The organism is Limosilactobacillus sp. WILCCON 0051 (genome assembly GCF_039955095.1).
In the GTDB taxonomy this organism is placed as follows: domain Bacteria; phylum Bacillota; class Bacilli; order Lactobacillales; family Lactobacillaceae; genus Limosilactobacillus; species Limosilactobacillus allomucosae.
The window spans coordinates 2,328,435-2,345,101 of the sequence record NZ_CP154878.1; the positions used below are offsets into that span (position 1 = coordinate 2,328,435).

Genomic DNA, 16,667 nt, shown 5'->3' on the forward strand with positions numbered 1-16,667 from the left:
AATCCAGTGCGCTTTTTAGTCTTCGGTCATGTGTTCTTTAATCAAACGATTGATTGCCTGAGCATCTTCATTATTTTTACTGATGGTCAAAAGCGTATCATTGCCGGCAAGCGTACCAACGACTTCCGGAAGCTGCGCGTTATCGAACAGACCAGCCAGCACGGTTGCATAATTGGAGTTCAATGTCGTTTGAATAACATTGATGAATTGAACGTTGGTAACCTTCTCAACGTTATGACTGATGCCATCAAACAGCCGCTGATATTCATCCGCATGAGTATGCAGGATTGAATAGTAGGTATGTCCATGCTGATCACTAACCTTGACGATGTTCAGAGCGTGAATATCGCGAGAAATCGTGGCTTGGGTAGCATCAATGCCATGCTCAGCCAACATTGCCAACAAATCATGCTGCGTGTTGATCCGCTGCTGCGTTACCAGTTCTTGAATCAATTGACGTCTTTCTTTACGATCCATTGTACCCCTCCAACATGCATAATAATTCACTGGTTTTATAATACTATGAAATGAAAGTACTTAAAAGCCAGTCTGTCGTTTTTATTCGGCTTTTTTCAGCTGGTGCTTGAATATTATGCAATCAATCGGCCGCCAAAGCTTTGATCGGATTTAATCTAGCGGCGCGCCGGGCTGGCAATAAGGCCGCCAGAAAAGCAATCAGCAAGGCGCTAACCAAAGCAAACAAGACGTTGCCCAGTGAAATCTGAACGATATCGTACTTGATCAGATGATACAGTTCATGATTCAAGATCAGCTGCGCGCCATACGCCAGGACCAAAGCCAAAATTGCCGCGAAAAAGCCGATAAACAATGATTCAGCGGTAAACAGACGCCTGATGTCCACCTTGCGTTCACCTAACGCCCGCAGCACGCCGATCTCCTTGGTTCGTTCTGAAACCGACATGTACATGGTTACGATAATCATCAAAGCCGATACCAATAAGGAGATCCCGGCAATTGCTGCCAAGACGATTGTTGCCAGTTGAACATAGGTGTTGACCGTCTTGAGCATCGAGCCAACCGTAATTGCGCCTAAAATTCGCTTGTTGGTCTTTGCATCTCGCAGATTATTGATCTTAGCCGCCGTCTTATCAACCTGGTCCAGCGATTTTACGCTGACGGCAGCATAGTTGGGCTGCGTTGACGCACCGCTTTCATTGAGCATGCTCTTGATTGTCTGATAGCTCATCGCCGTGGTTGCCGAAACTCCCGAAGTAAAGCCGACTACCTTCACGTTCCGCGTTGACTGCGTTGGCTGGCCGTCAGCATTGACCCAGTTAAACGTGATCGTCACGGTTTGATTCAACAAGCGCTGATAATGCTTTGCGCCTGCCAGCTGAATCGCCTGCTGCTTATTTAAAACAATCTGATTGGCATGCGGTATGTGACCTTTTTTGATTGAGTTCGTGGTATAGGCCTTGCTCCAGCTGTTAAGATTGGTACCGCTTTGCACCTTGTCTTGATAGTTTATCTTATAGGCCGCAATTGAGTACCCCGGCTGAACCTTTGCTACGTCGGCAATGTTTTTCAAGCGGTTCAAGTCTTGATTTTTCAAAAACATTGCCTGCGGATTGGCTGCCATGTTCTGCATTGAAGCCTGCAGCTGATCCTGATTCATCTTTTTGCCGTTGGTATTGCGCAGAACCGTAATAACCTGTGGATTAGCCAGCGAATTGATCTGATTTTCAATGTAGCCGTTGACGCCATTACCCAGACCACTGAACAGCAGCACAGCAAACAAACCAATCGCCGTTCCCAGCATAATCAGCGAGTTGCGCCAAAAATTATATTTAAAATGCTTAAAAGCCGTCTTAAAGCTGGCCAATGCCGGTAACGGACGCGAATTAAGCTGCGTGGGTTCCTGCGGCAGATCATAGGCTGGCCGCAAGCGCTGATCGCCATCAATAACGCCATCTGCCAAATGAACGATCCGTGTCCCATGGTTGGCAACGTCTTGAGAGTGGGTTACCGCGATAACGAGCTTGCCGTCTTTAGCAATGCTGTCCAGCAATTCCAATACTTCCTGCGTATTCTGCCGATCTAAGGCTCCAGTCGGCTCATCAGCGATAATGACTTGCGGATCGCTTGCCAAGGCTCGGGCAATGGCAACGCGCTGTTTTTGACCGCCGGATAGCTGATGAGGGTATTTACGCAGCTGATCTTTCAGGCCAACTTTTTCTAACAGCGATACTGCACGCTTTTTGCGGTCTTCTGCCGTTAGATCCGTCATATCCAAAGAAATCAGCACGTTTTCTAGAACCGTCAGATGCGCGATCAGGTTATAGGCTTGGTAGATATAGCCAATCGTTGCCCGCCGGTAGTTATCCATCTGTTTTTCCTGCCGATGATCCAGCTTTTGGCCATCAACAATGACTTCACCATCAAATTCACGATCCAGTCCGCCAATGATGTTCATCAGCGTCGATTTGCCGCCCCCGGATTCTCCAAGGATTGAGACAAATTCTCCCCGTTCAAATTCAAGATTGATCCCTTTTAGAACCGGAAACTCTTCTTTTCCCAGGAAATATGACTTATGGATATCATGAAGCTCCAAATATGCCATAAAAAACTCCTTACATTCTGCTGTCTTCAAAAACTGTCTCTCAAATTGTAAAAGATCCAGTCTATTCGGGCAATTATTCTTGTCGGCCTGTAAAGCAAAAACGCATTACTCCAGTCATTGACCGGCATAATGCGCTTTAATATAAAATCAGCAGTTATCTAAGCATTCAACGGCTGCTCGGTCATCTTGCCATCCATAATCTGATAGATGCGATCGGCAAAATCCTTTAACCGCAAATCGTGAGTAACAACGACCACTGCCTTGTCATACTGCTTTGCCATTTCCTTCATCAAGCGTCCTACGACTTTAACCCGTTCACTGTCCAAGGCAGCCGTTGGTTCATCAGCCAGGATAATTGCCGGATCGGTATACAGCGCACGGGCAATGGCGACCCGCTGATTTTGTCCGCCTGAAAGCTCATCGGGAAATTTATTGACCAGCTGATCGATCCCCAGTTCCTGCAGCAGTTTCTCAAGCCGATCTGGACTAAGGTTTCCTTTATGAACACGATCAACCAGGGCAAACTGATCCGCAACGCTCAGATAGGAAAGCAGATTATAGGACTGCAGTACAAACCCGATTTGATTTAAGCGAATCTCGTCTCGCTGCTTTTCGGAAAATCGACTGATGTCTTGACCATCAATCAGCACCTGCCCGCTGGTTGGCCGCTGCAGACCACCGGCAATCGTCAAAAAAGTACTCTTGCCTGATCCAGAGGGCCCTAAAACCAAGCTTAGTTCGCCACTGTGCGCCTTGAAGCTGACGTCTGAAAGCACCTGAACCTTGCTGATGCCCGTCCCATAGTCTTTGTTAATGTTTTTTAATTCAATTGCCGTCATCCTGCTCACCTCTATCTCATTGCATCTAAGGGGTCAATTCGGCTGATCATGCGGACCGGCAGCAATGAGCCGGCAACGCCTAAAACAACCAATGCCAGGCTCAAGATCCCAGTCAGCGGCCAATTGATCAGCATTGGCACCGAGCTTGGCATTGCTGCCTTGGAGACGATCATCAGCAGCAATGCGCCAAGCGTACCGCTGACCATCAAGATCACCGCCTGACCAATCGTTGCCCCGATCAGATAAGCTGCCGGAATTCCCTGTGCTCTTAAGACTGCATAGTTGGGAATCTTTTGCATCGTCAGAATATATAGGAAAACGGTGATAACGATCAGCGAGATCACCATCAAAAAGGCGATCATAAACTCAAAGGTCATATTCTGCGCTGCATAGCCGGGCAGTTTGTCAATAAAGGTATGGATGGAGTATTGCTTGAGATTTTTGTTTTTGACCGTCTGCTTCTGATCAGAAAAAATTCCGCTGGCCGCGAACTGATCACCCGTTCCTTTAAGCGTTTGCCAGGTTGTCAGACTGCCATAGACGATTGAGGCGATATTCAGCTTGGCATCTTTGGCAAAACCCACGACTCGATATTTTTGCGCGCTGCCGTTAAGCGTAATCTGATCGCCCAACCGATAGCCTTTGCTCTTTAACCCTTCATCGAGCACGACCTGATTTTTACCATGCGGCTTGTGACCGCTGCTGAGCTTCATTTTCCTTTGGTAGATAAACTGTGAGCTGTCCAGACCAACAAACTGAATCGTCTGCTTGTCAGTCGCTCCCTTGGCTCTTTCAATCACTGCCGGCGTCTGGCCGACTAATGCCTGGTGATCGTTCAGCTCAGGCAGCTCCTGTTTGGCGATCAGCGACTGGCTCAGGCTGATATTAGCATTCTTGTTTAAAACCACGCTCTTGGCGTCCCATGAATCGATTGCGGCCGTATTTTCATTGGCCAGCCCCAGCATCATGCCCATCAGCATAAACATTAAATAGCCGATCAAGACGATCATGCCAATAATCAGACCATATCTTAACTTCTCATGACGAATTTCCTTAACGGCCAGAAACATTTTAATCACCTTCGTTTTCTAATAAGCGCTGCAGAGCCTGCAACAAGCGCTGTAGAATCATTGCCTGTTCAGCGGGAAAATTCAGACACTCCTTGATTGCCTCATGATTGATCGTCATGATGGTCCACTGCAGGGCCGGAATCCTTGAGACTGGGCGCAGCGGCAGCATTCCTTCATTGCACCGCAGATGAAGCTTGATCAGATCATAATAGCGACTGCCATGGACTTTTTGTACGAATTCACGCGTCTGTTCAAAATAGTCCTGAGCACTCATCAGCTGATGTGGCGCAGTTGCCACGTTTTGGTGAATGTCTCGCATTGCCTTGGCATACAGATACTGATAGGCATCTTTTAAGTCGGCAAAATACTTATAGAATGCGCCACGGGCAATTTCAGCCTCTTTAACGATCCGTGCGACCTGTGCCGTTGCCAGTGAATGCTCGCTGAACTCATGCAGCAGCGCCTGCTCGATTTTTTTCTGTTTTTCATGATTTAGATTTTCAAAAGTACTGGTTGGCATCTGAATTCCCCTCCCTGTCAAGTGACACCGTGTCAACTACCATGTGATCATACCGCGATAGTGACACCGTGTCAACTTTAGGAGATAAAAAAACAGCCGTCATTTTGACGACCGTTTTGAACATTTTATCTAAAGGAGTTAGGCTTCTTCGCCGCCAACCTTGACAACGGCTTTGGAAACCTTGCCCAACTTACCGCTGACAAAGTCTTCAACTTCATTAAATGCCAGTTCGTGAGAGAACAGTGGCAATGGATCAACCTTGCCGCTAGCCAGCAGTGCGATTGAATCTTCAAACGTGTATGGGTTGATGAAGGCACCTTGAATCGTCAGTTGCTTCTTGAAGACATCGTAAGTGTTGACAGAGAACTTAGCGTCAGGGTTACCAACACCAAACATCAGTACTTGAGCACCCTTAGCAGCAGCTGCCAGACATTGTTCCTGCGTTTGTGGCAGACCAACGGCTTCAACGACAATGTCAAACGCGTCGGCTGGAATTTCTTCCTTAGTCGTGTTGATCGTCTTAACGCCAAAGTGTTCACGGTTGTTAGCCAGCTTTTCATCAGAGCGGCCAGCCAGCGTTACTTCATGAATACCACGCGCCTTCAGAATCTGTGCAAACAGCTGACCTTCAAAGCCATCCCCCAGAACCAGTGCTTTTTGGTATGGGTGCGTCGTCAGCAGATCAACACCATGCATTGCACAAGAAATTGGTTCAACAACGGCAGCGGCCTTTAAAGAAACGTTGTCAGGAACTTGGTAGACAACCTTGGCAGGAGCAGTAAAGTATTCCTCAAAACCACCGTCACGGGTAACCCCAACGGCATCCAGGTGTTCACACAGTTCTGGACGTGAGGTGCGGCAGTACTTGCATTGACCACAGTAGATGTTAGGGTCAACGGTCACGCGGTCGCCAACCTTGACATTGGTAACGGCATCCCCAACCTTGGCTACGACACCAGAGTTTTCGTGACCCAGTACGATTGGTGGAACGGCTGAAGCAGAGCCTGGCAGACCAGCGTACAGTGCCTTGTCAGTACCACAGATACCAGCGTAGGCCGTGTGAATCAAAACTTCATCTGGCTTGATTTCAGGAACGTCATATTCTTGAACGGCAAGATCCTTAATACCTTGTAATACAAGTGCCTTCATCGATTTATACCTCTTTCTTTGTGAAAACATTAATTTAAATTTTGCCAATAGTATAATCCAGATCTCAAACGTATGTCAACCGGTTATCATCTTTTTTGATAATCGCTTAACATTAAGCAATCGTTTAACTGTATGATAACGCTTGATTTTCAGTGGTTAAAATTTTTTGAAGTTTTCGCGACAAATAATCGTAAGCGTTTCAATATTAAGCATATCAAGACTGCTATCATTTGATTATCAATGTAAAAATGCTGTAAAATACTGTTAGATAGGCATTCTTACATTGCGGGACTTTAATTTTTATGTTAGCCTAACAAAGGTGTTTTATTGCATTAAACGTTTTTTATTGGGTAATGCAAAGTTTAATTAAGAAAGGTGGGTTTACCGTGGATAACAACACGAATGACCAACGCCGCAAGCACAAACTGATTGAGTATGCTAACGGCAAATCACTTGAAGAAATCAACGGCACCGTTGAAGTTCCAAAAGGTAAAGGTTTCTGGAAGACTCTTTTAGCCTATTCTGGACCTGGCGCATTAGTGGCTGTCGGCTATATGGATCCCGGCAACTGGTCTACTTCGATCACTGGTGGTCAGGCATTCGGTTATACTTTAATGACGACCATCCTGATTTCAAGTTTGATTGCGATGCTGCTTCAATACATGGCTGCCAAACTTGGGATCGTGAGTGAAATGGACTTGGCGCAAGCCATTCGAGCTCGTACAGGGAAGGCGCTCGGCATTGTTTTATGGATTATGACCGAGCTTGCAATTATGGCAACCGATATTGCCGAAGTTATTGGGGCGGCCATCGCCTTAAATCTTTTATTCCATATTTCACTAACCGTTGCCGTTTTCATCACGGTGCTGGACGTTCTGGTGCTGCTGCTCTTAACCAAGATCGGGTTCCGCAAGATCGAGGCCATTGTTGTCTGTTTGATTCTGGTTATCCTGTTCGTCTTTGTTTATGAGGTTGCCTTGTCTGATCCGAACTGGGGTGCTGCTTTTGCTGGCCTGCTTCCTTCATCTCAGGCCGTTGCTACCAGTCCGGAACGCTTGGGCATTACTCCTTTATCAGGTTCTTTGGGGATCATTGGGGCAACTGTAATGCCTCACAACCTCTACCTGCACTCGGCTATTTCACAAACGCGCAAGATCGACCACACCAACGCTGAAGACATCAAGCAGACGATTCGCTTTACGGCTTGGGACTCCAACATTCAGCTGTCAGCAGCCTTTTTGGTCAACTGTCTGCTTTTGATCATGGGGGTTGCCGTATTTAAGTCTGGTACGGTTAAGGATACTTCTTTCTTTGGCCTTTACGAGGCATTGAGCAACACGTCAATGCTGAGCAACCCGATTCTGATCTCAGTAGCCAAGTCCGGTCTGCTGTCAACGCTGTTCGCGGTTGCGCTGCTGGCTTCTGGTCAAAACTCTACGATTACCGGTACCTTGACTGGTCAAGTTATCATGGAAGGCTTTGTGCACATGAAGATGCCATTGTGGGCTCGGCGGCTGGTTACGCGTTTGATCTCAGTCGTTCCCGTGCTGCTGTGTGTGGCCTTCACTGCTAAGGACAATGCCGTTCAACAACACGCAGCCCTAAACATGCTGATGGAAAACTCCCAGGTCTTCTTGGCCTTCGCTTTGCCATTCTCAATGCTGCCGCTGCTTTTGATGACTGACAGCAAAGACGAGATGGGCGAGTTTAAAAATACCGGCTGGGTCAAGGTCTGTGGTTGGCTGTCAGTTATTTCGCTGACGTTCTTAAACCTCTACAACCTGCCTCATACCTTTGAAGGCTTTGGCATCTGGCAAAAGAGCACGTCTGATCTGCTGGCCTGGATCGTAATCATCGTTATCGTTCTGCTATTAGCCTGGACAATCTACGACATGTACAAGGGCAATCAGCGCTTGGTCGCAGAAGGCATCCATCATCCTTGGGAACATAAGGACGGTCAAAAACCTGCCAGTCAAGACTAATCAAACAAATATTTTAATTTATCAATAAAAAACCGTTTGAACGCCCTGGTTCGAGCGGTTTTTGATATTTTTGGTGTATAATAGCCTGTGTTTAGGCATCAGCCGCGTTATGCTGACTGCGCGGCCAAAATAATTTTGAGGTGAATATTTTGGACAACCACGATAATAAAGAAAAGCGGCGCCCAACCCGAGTTGAACTATACGATCAACCAAACAAGCGCCCAGAAAAAAAGACGCATTTCTTCTTTGATAAAAAAACTGACCGCACGGCTAAAAAAGAAGCTGCGCCAACGTTTAAGCTTGATAAGCAAGCCAAGCGCTCATCACAGAGCAATGCCGATCTGAATATCAAAGCTCAGCCAACCACTAATGGTACGCGCTCCAGCATGAACGCTCAGCCAATTAGCAATGACACACGTTCCAGCCGCAGTCAGGAGCGACTGAGTGCTCGCAATGGTCAGGCAAGTACCGCTAAAATAACTGGCTTAGGTGCTAAATCAGGCAAAAGCAAGCTGCCAAAAAACAAAAAGCCCAGCCATCGCCCATTTAAAATTGCCTTAGGAATCCTTTTGGCAGTCTTGGTCGTCATGGTCATCGTCTTTGCCGTCAAGCAGCAGGACCCCGTGACCGATAATTCCAGTGATACGACCGTCTCAACGTCTTCTAAGAAAAAATCCAGCAGCTCAAAGAAGTCCAGCAGTCACAAAAAGAAGCATTCTTCTTCCAGCTCATCTTATGAAGCCAACTACGACACCAATGATCAGGATTCCTATTACGTGCCAAACACTACGACGAATTCATCATCTGCCCCGGCGGCCAGCTCATCCAGCCAGACGACTGCCAACAACAATAATCAGACGGCTGGCAATGGCAACAGCAGCTATCAAGGCGGCAACTCTGGCAACGCCGGCAATACTGGCAGCAGCAGTTCAACTACTGCCAACAACAATAATTCTTCAGAATCTGTCAGCGGTAATACCGGTGGCCCGACTCAATCCCAAGCTGCACAATAGCCAGGATTTATAAAACGGTCTTGACACGCTCTTGTCAGGTGCATATAATTCAAACTAATGACAAAGGACATGCCTGATGCGGCTGGTTATCCAGGGAGTCGGTACCTTGGCTGGAAGTACCGTTGACCAAGCACATCAGCGTACCACCTTTTTGAATTGTCACTGGCCGAGATAAGGTCAGTCGGGTCGTGCCCGTTACCACACTTATGAGGCGACGCCATTAGTGCGCCGTAAATTAGGGTGGAACCACGCTGTTTATGTTATCAACCAACGTCCCTTTGATTGTTTTTTAGCAATCGAAGGGACGTTTTTTATTATCACAAAGGAGAGATTTTTACATGGCTCAAGTTGCTGTTATGAACGTCGATGGCTCAGTCAACAAGATTGACCGCGACTCAAAAGAAAGTTTGGACGCCCTGCGTCAACTGTCCGCTCTGATGCTGAAAGCGGCTCTGCAAAAAGAATTTGCCGGCATTCGTCTGGGTGCCGACGTTGCTGAAGAAGACGGTTTTTACGTTGACTCTGACAAAGACGAACAGCAGGTTTCCGCTGACGAACTGCCACAGCTGGAAGCTGCCATCAAGGCAATTGCCAAGTCCGAAGCCAAGGTTGAGTTTAAAGAGCTCAGCGTTGAAGAAGCCCTGGCCAGCGTCAAGGACGACCCATTCTCAACCGAACTGATCAATGAAAACGCTAAGGACGGCAAGGTAGCCATGTACGATCTGGATGGCGTGTTGGCAATTGCCAATGCACCGGTTCTGGTATATGCCAACCTGGTTAAGAACTACAAGCTGCTCAGCGTGGCTGGCGCCTACTGGAAGGGTATGTCATCCAACCCAATGCTGCAGCGGATCTACGGAACGGCCTTCTACAAAAAAGACGATCTGGAAGCTGATCTGAAGGCTCGTCAAGAAGCTAAGGAACGCGACCACCGTGTCATTGGGAACCAACTTGATCTGTTCTTCGTTGATCCTAAGGTTGGTGCCGGTCTGCCATACTGGATGCCTAAAGGGGCAACGATTCGCCGGACGATTGAACGCTACATCATTGACAAGGAACTGGCTGACGGCTATGAGCACGTCTACACGCCAGTTTTGATGAACCTGGACGCCTACAAAACTTCTGGTCACTGGGCTCACTACCGCGAAGACATGTTCCCGCCAATGGATATGGGTGATGGTGAAATGCTTGAACTGCGGCCAATGAACTGCCCAAGCCACATTCAAGTCTACAAGCACCACATTCGCTCCTACCGTGAACTGCCACTGCGGATTGCCGAACTGGGTATGATGCACCGTTACGAAAAGTCTGGCGCGCTTTCCGGTCTGCAGCGGGTACGGGAAATGACGCTGAATGATGGCCACACGTTTGTTGCTCTGGAACAGATTCAAGACGAATTTGCCAAGATTCTGAAACTGATCATGGACGTCTACAAAGACTTTGACATTACCGACTACACGTTCCGTCTGTCATACCGTGACCCTAAGAACACGGAAAAGTACTTTGCCAATGATGAAATGTGGGAACGTTCGCAATCCATGCTGAAGGCTGCCATGGACTCGCTGGGTCTGGACTACTACGAAGCTGAAGGTGAGGCTGCCTTCTACGGTCCAAAGCTGGATATTCAAACCAAGACGGCCCTGGGCAACGAAGAAACGATGTCCACGATTCAACTGGACTTCATGCTGCCTGAAAAGTTTGATCTGCACTACGTTGGCGAAGATGGCAAGCAGCACCGACCAGTTATGATTCACCGTGGGGTTGTTGGTACGATGGAACGTTTCGTAGCCTACCTGACGGAAATCTACAAGGGTGCCTTCCCAACCTGGCTGTCACCTGAACAAGTCGTAATCATCCCAGTTTCTGATGAAAAGCACGGTGCCTACGCTGACGAACTGGCTAAGAAGTTCAAGGCCGCTCAGATTCGGGCTAAGGTTGATCACCGCAACGAAAAGATGGGCTACAAGATTCGGGAAGCCCAAACGCAAAAAGTTCCATACACGCTGGTTGTCGGTGAAGATGAAATGGCCAACGACTCAGTTTCCGTTCGTAAGTATGGTGAAAAGGATCAAAACGGCATGACTGTAGATGCCTTCATGGATGAAATTCTGCACGATATTGCTACCTACTCACGCGAAGACTAATCAAAAAAGCTGTTTGGCAGATGCCAGACAGCTTTTTATTATCTTCTCAGCCTCATTAAGCGCTTTTTTTCGCTGTTTAGATGATAAGATGGATCTTTCATCATTTTAAAATCAAACGCGTTATAATAGGGAAAATTTCAAATCAGAAAGGTTGCGAATCAAATGTCTCCATGGAATCGTTTCAAAAATTCAGCCTGCACGTCAATGATGGTCGGCAAGCACGCTTCAACCGATGGCTCTACTTTTATCTCGCGCAATGAGGACCGCGTCAAGGCGATTGAGCCCAAACGCTTCCTGGTTCAGCCGGCCGTCAAGAATCGCCAGGCAACCTATGTCTCAGCTTATAATCAATTGACCGTGCCGCTGCCAGCTGACGGCATGCGCTATACGGCCACGCCAAGCGTTGATCAGATGCAGGGGCCCAACGAAGAAGATGGCTTTAACGAGGCTGGCGTTGGACAGAGTGCCACGGAATCCGTCTATGCCAATCCAAAGGTGCTGGCCTATGATCCATACGTCAAAAACGGTCTGGCCGAAGATTCACTGACAACCCTGGTTTTGCCCTATATTCATTCGGCACGCGAAGGAGTTGACTATTTGGGACGATTGATTGCCAAATACGGTTCAGCAGAAGGCAACGGCATTCAGTTCATTGATCAAGATGAGGTCTGGTACATGGAAATTGCTACTGGCCACTACTGGGTTGCCGTGCGTATTCCTGATGACTGCTATGCCGTGGTGGCCAATCAAATTGCCATTGAAGACATCGACTTTGGCGACAGCCGGAACTTTGCCTGGGCAGATGGCATTCGACCATTTGTGGAAAAGAACCATCTCAATCCCGATGATGAGCGCTGGAACTTTCGGCACATCTTCGGCACCAATACCAAACAGGACCACCACTACAATACGCCCCGCGTCTGGTTTGCCCAGCACTATCTGAGTCCCAGTCTGACCAAGGATCAAACGCCCGAGTCAGCTGATATGCCTTTTATTCGCAAGCCCGATCATAAAATCAGCGTTGAAGACATTCAATACGTTTTAAAATCACACTACAATGAAACACCTTATGATCCCTTGGGCAGCGGTACTTTAGAGCAGCGGCGGCGCTACCGTTCCATCGCGCTTTCCCGCACGGCACAGTCGCATATTCTGCAGGTGCGCAATGATGCATATGGTGCCGCACAGGCCATTCAGTGGGTTGAATTCGGTGTCCCGACTTTTTGCGCCTATGTGCCCTTCTTCGCCAACGCCGATGATACCGATGCCTCATACCGCGAGTTTCCAGAAAAAATGGATCTGAATAATGCCTATTGGCTAAATGAGGCCCTGGCCAGTGTCGTTGAAAGCCATTATGCTGAATTTGCCAAGGACAATCTGGACTTTCAAGATGAGCTGCAGGCCTGGGCAAGACGCAAGATCAAAGCCGTCGATGACCAGATCAGTCAGCTTGACGGGCAACGGCTGACCAGCTATCTGACCTCGCAGAATCATGATATCGCCAAGCATTTTAACACCCGCGCGCAGCAGCACCTGTTTGACCTGCTGACCAAGGGAGCTGAACTGTCTAAGCTGACCTTCAAGATGGATCCTAATCTTTAGGCATTTTTTAAAAGCAAACAGCCCTGATCAACTTCTGATCAGGGCTGTTTTTTACTGCAGCGAATCCCAAGCCGTCAGTTGAACCGGCTGCTGCTTAGTCAGCTGCAGCAGTTCGGAACTAAGGTAGCGCTTGTTGATCACGGCTTCATAGGTATAGTCTTCAAACCATTTTTGCGTCATGACGAAATAGCCTTTTTCGCCATTTTCCTCACCCCATGAATTCTCAATCTTCCAACGATCGATCTGACCGTCAATCTCATTAAATCCAGTCAGCGTCATGGCATGAGAAACGCAGGCCTGTCTGGTTTCCAGCCGTTCTTTTTTGTTCATAACGTAGTCAATACCCAAAAGCGCTTCTGCTTTGTACAGCTCAGCATCCATAATGCCTCGCTTGCGATCCATCTGCTGTAAGACGTCATTGCCGACCCACACGGTTTCTCCTGCTTTCAGCTGCTTGACCGCGCTGTTTTGCAGTTCTTCAAACGGCACGTTGACGAATTGCAGCGGGATTCCGCCAACGACATTTTCCTGCTGCGGCATTGAGTAGACCTGATTGAGCTTATGATCCGGCGCGTTGGTCAAAACCACATAGTCACGCAGATTCAGATTCCAATATTGATGGAAGAACTCTAGTGGCGACAGGTTGGCCTGCCGGTGCAGCTGATGATCGTCATCCTGATATTCCAGATCGAACTGCTTAGGCGGCATCCCAAAAGCATAAACGGCTAGCCGGTAGACCTCACTGACCATCTTTTCTTTGACCTGCTGAACCGCAGCCCGATCAGCATGCTGCTCATTGATCATCTTTCGCAGTACCAGCGCGTCTTTATGCATCAGATCCTTCATTACCCCGGCGATATCGTCAGTATTCTTGGTATTGTAGGTGTCAGGCATTACATATTCCGGTACGACGCCATATTTTTCAATGATTGAGGCAGCATTGGCCCACTGCCCGCCATCATTTTCCGCAAACGCCACATAAAAATCGACCAGCCGATCATGAAATGGCAGTGCGGCCGTAGCAATGATATTTTGCAAAAACATATTGGCCCGTTCAACACGATCCCAGAAAAATAAATAATTCTGCGATAATTCAAAATCCTTGAAGTTGTACTGGCTGGCAAAAAGATGCCGCAGCGTGTTCAGCGTGGCAAATGACCAGCAGCGACCGCTATGCCGCTGATTGGATACCTTGCCCGTCTTGACTTCATACGAAAAAACGCGGTGGTTGCGCTGACTGACGTTTTGGTCCTCGCTGGTTGCCTTGATGCCATTTTTCATCACGGCCCGCGCGATTACGGCAGCATCTGGCCGTTCTTTAAAATCGGCTTCGTAGCTCTGCAGCTGCTGTAACGTTAACTTTTCAAACTCTGACATGTTGAATCTTCCTCACTTACAGTCTTTTGTCAATCATTCTAAAGCAAAATCATCGGCAACTCAAAAGCAGCGCCCTCGCTAAAGAACGCTGCTCATGATTAGTTATCGGCAAAGAAATGTTTCCATTGCTGATTGATATTGTTTTTAGCCGGCTGCGTACGATTCCAGAAACCCACCTTGACGACGCCGACGATCTTGCTCTTAGGTACGAATCCCCAGTAGCGACTGTCGTTAGAGACGCTGCGGTGATCACCCAAGACAAAGTACTCGCCTTTTGGCACCTTGTAGGCTCCATTATGCAGCACCCAGCTGTTTTCCTGGGAAATACTGTGCAAAGTCCAGGTTCCGGTACCGCTGGAACGCTCGCTTTTGCTGATGTAGCTTTGGTCAACCTTTTTGCCGTTAACGTAAAGATTGCCGTTTTTGGCCTCAACCGTATCGCCTGGCAGACCAATAACCCGCTTTACGTACTCAGTCTTTACCGAAACTTGCGGATCAACGCCATTGGCATCAAAAACCACTACGCTGCCTCGATGAATCTTGGCTTGCTTTAAGCAGACCACGCGCTCGTTGTTTTGCAGATTAGGCTGCATGGATGGACCATCAACTCGGACAAACTGAAAAGCAAACTGCTTGATCAGCAATGCCAGCAGCAGACCAATCGCAATCGGCACGATCCAACTCATTAATTCTTTAAAAGCTTTCATCAAAATTGCTCCCAGATTAGTTTTCTAACGGCAATTTTAATACACTTTACCAGCAACTAACAACTTATTCATCATATTCACGCATCAATTTTTGGGTCAGCTGATAATCACCAACATATGGAATATCGCGGCCTTTTTCATGCATAAACTGCTCGCGTCCCTTGGCAGCCATAAACATGACGTCGCCAGGCCGTGCCATGTTAAACGCGTCTTGAATGGCTTTGGCGCGATCAACGTTGATATGTACCTCAACGTCAGGATTGTCGATGTGCGATTTGATTTCTTCATCGATCTTATGCGGATCCTCAAAGAAATTGTCTTCGCTGGTTAGAATCGCCACGTCAGCATATTTGGCCAGTGCCTCGCCAATATCCTTACGGCGCGACTCAGCCTTGCCGCCAGCCGCGCCGATCACTACGATCAAACGGCCATTGGGATAGGTGTTTTTCATGTATTTGAAGCTTTCATTCAGGCTCAGATAGTTATGAGCATAGTCAACGCAGGCCAATAGTCCCCGCTGATTGCTCAGCATTTCCATGCGGCCGGGAACGGTGGTTTTTTCCAGTCCCTTGGCAAAAGCCGCCGTATCATCACTGAACTGCCGCCCGACGACCAGCGCGGCCAAGGCATTGCTGTCATTAAACGTACCTGGAATATTGATTTTAAAGCGGCCAGTCAACTGCGGCTGCTGACTGCTGAACGTAGCTACATGAAACTCATGCGGCGAATCAACTACATAGCGATAGTCGGCATTGGACTGACTGCTGCCAAATGAAATTACCTGATTGCCAGCAGCCAGCGCTTTTTGAGCCAGCAGATCATAATAAGGACACTCACGGTTGATGATCACCTTGGATGAGTTGAGCATCAGCTGACTCTTACAGTACAGATAGTCTTCAAAGCTTGGGTGTTCTACCGGGCTGATGTGGTCGGCAGCAATATTTAAAAAGACGCCAATGTCAAAATGCAGACCATAGACTCTTGATTTCTTATAGGCCTGACTGGAAACCTCCATAATCAGATACTTCATGCCATTATTGGCAGCCTGACGCATCATCCGGAACAGGTCCAGCGACTCGGGCGTCGTTAAATGAGCCTCTTCAAAATGCTCGCCATCAAGACATTCAGCAATTGACGATAATTGGGCTACCTTATGATCAAAAACCTCATTCATCAAATGACGGGTAAAGTATACCGAAGTTGTTTTTCCCTTGGTCCCAGTAAACCCAATCACTTTCAGTTCCCGCTGCGGGTTGTTGTAGAACTCGCGCGCCAACAGAGCCATTGCCTTTTGAACGTCATTGACCACCAGCTGCACGACTCGATTCTGGTCTTTACCCATATAGACGTTTTCAGTCACACAGGCAACGGCTCCCTTATCAATTGCGTCCTCCAGATATTTTTCGTTAAAATGCAGTCCTTTGCACATAAACAGCGTATCAGGCGCAATGTGACGCGAATCATAAGATAAGAATTGGAGCCTGCGATCTTTGAGGTTTGCTGGAACCTCGAAGCGCCAATCATCACCGATTACGATTTCACGCAGCAGTTGATCCTGTTTTAAAATGTTGGCAGCTTGATTAAGCGTCAGCATTTCTCCCCCCACCTTTCATTTAAACGTTCATTGTCTTCCGATCATGTTTCGTATTCTGACACAAGATTATGAAAAAAATGCGAAATCCC

At 47.7% G+C, this 16,667-nt stretch carries 13 protein-coding genes; 4 read left to right on the forward strand and 9 right to left on the reverse strand.

The features are described 5' to 3' along the window. Positions 1–15: 15 nt before the first annotated feature. The 6 genes from ABC765_RS10900 to ABC765_RS10925 all read right to left on the reverse strand — a co-directional run bounded on the left by ABC765_RS10900 (position 16) and on the right by ABC765_RS10925 (position 6,159). Positions 16–477, reverse strand: coding sequence for an arginine repressor (locus ABC765_RS10900; RefSeq protein WP_006500851.1), 462 nt, complete (start codon positions 475–477; stop codon positions 16–18). A 121-nt stretch (positions 478–598) separates the two neighbouring features. After that, a complete protein-coding gene (locus ABC765_RS10905) occupies positions 599–2,581 on the reverse strand; it encodes an ATP-binding cassette domain-containing protein (protein WP_347964154.1) in 1,983 nt (660 codons plus the stop codon). Between the two features lie 158 nt (positions 2,582–2,739). Further along, the gene (locus ABC765_RS10910; protein WP_006500853.1) at positions 2,740–3,420 is read right to left on the reverse strand and encodes an ABC transporter ATP-binding protein; all 681 of its coding nucleotides are present in this window, start codon (positions 3,418–3,420) and stop codon (positions 2,740–2,742) included. Between the two features lie 11 nt (positions 3,421–3,431). Continuing rightward, complete coding sequence (locus ABC765_RS10915; RefSeq protein ID WP_347980430.1) at positions 3,432–4,490, reverse strand: FtsX-like permease family protein; 1,059 nt, start codon at positions 4,488–4,490, stop codon at positions 3,432–3,434. A gap of 1 nt (position 4,491) precedes the next feature. Further along, positions 4,492–5,010, reverse strand: a complete 519-nt coding sequence (locus ABC765_RS10920) for a TetR/AcrR family transcriptional regulator (protein WP_347980431.1) — start codon at positions 5,008–5,010, stop codon at positions 4,492–4,494. A 138-nt stretch (positions 5,011–5,148) separates the two neighbouring features. Beyond that, positions 5,149–6,159, reverse strand: coding sequence for a zinc-dependent alcohol dehydrogenase family protein (locus tag ABC765_RS10925; protein ID WP_006500856.1), 1,011 nt, complete (start codon positions 6,157–6,159; stop codon positions 5,149–5,151). A 353-nt stretch (positions 6,160–6,512) separates the two neighbouring features. On the opposite strand from ABC765_RS10925, the gene ABC765_RS10930 reads away from it, so the two are divergent. The 4 genes from ABC765_RS10930 (at position 6,513) to ABC765_RS10945 (ending at position 12,900) form a co-directional block, all read left to right on the forward strand. Beyond that, complete coding sequence (locus ABC765_RS10930; RefSeq protein WP_347980432.1) at positions 6,513–8,141, forward strand: Nramp family divalent metal transporter; 1,629 nt, start codon at positions 6,513–6,515, stop codon at positions 8,139–8,141. A 149-nt stretch (positions 8,142–8,290) separates the two neighbouring features. Further along, positions 8,291–9,154, forward strand: a complete 864-nt coding sequence (locus ABC765_RS10935) for a hypothetical protein (protein WP_347980433.1) — start codon at positions 8,291–8,293, stop codon at positions 9,152–9,154. Between the two features lie 338 nt (positions 9,155–9,492). Further along, the gene (thrS, locus tag ABC765_RS10940) at positions 9,493–11,298 is read left to right on the forward strand and encodes a threonine--tRNA ligase (protein WP_347953952.1); all 1,806 of its coding nucleotides are present in this window, start codon (positions 9,493–9,495) and stop codon (positions 11,296–11,298) included. 162 nt (positions 11,299–11,460) lie between these two features. Continuing rightward, entirely contained in the window at positions 11,461–12,900 is a 1,440-nt protein-coding gene (locus ABC765_RS10945) for a C69 family dipeptidase (RefSeq protein ID WP_347980434.1), read from the forward strand. A 51-nt stretch (positions 12,901–12,951) separates the two neighbouring features. On the opposite strand, the gene ABC765_RS10950 is transcribed toward ABC765_RS10945, so the two are convergent. The 3 genes from ABC765_RS10950 to murE all read right to left on the reverse strand — a co-directional run bounded on the left by ABC765_RS10950 (position 12,952) and on the right by murE (position 16,578). Beyond that, the gene (locus tag ABC765_RS10950; RefSeq protein ID WP_347980435.1) at positions 12,952–14,277 is read right to left on the reverse strand and encodes a C1 family peptidase; all 1,326 of its coding nucleotides are present in this window, start codon (positions 14,275–14,277) and stop codon (positions 12,952–12,954) included. Positions 14,278–14,375: 98 nt separating this feature from the next. Then, the gene (gene lepB / locus ABC765_RS10955) at positions 14,376–14,984 is read right to left on the reverse strand and encodes a signal peptidase I (RefSeq protein WP_006500863.1); all 609 of its coding nucleotides are present in this window, start codon (positions 14,982–14,984) and stop codon (positions 14,376–14,378) included. Between the two features lie 64 nt (positions 14,985–15,048). After that, positions 15,049–16,578 carry a UDP-N-acetylmuramyl-tripeptide synthetase gene (gene murE, locus ABC765_RS10960; protein WP_347980436.1) on the reverse strand — a complete coding sequence of 510 codons (1,530 nt, stop codon included), beginning with the start codon at positions 16,576–16,578 and terminating at the stop codon, positions 15,049–15,051. Positions 16,579–16,667: the final 89 nt, after the last annotated feature.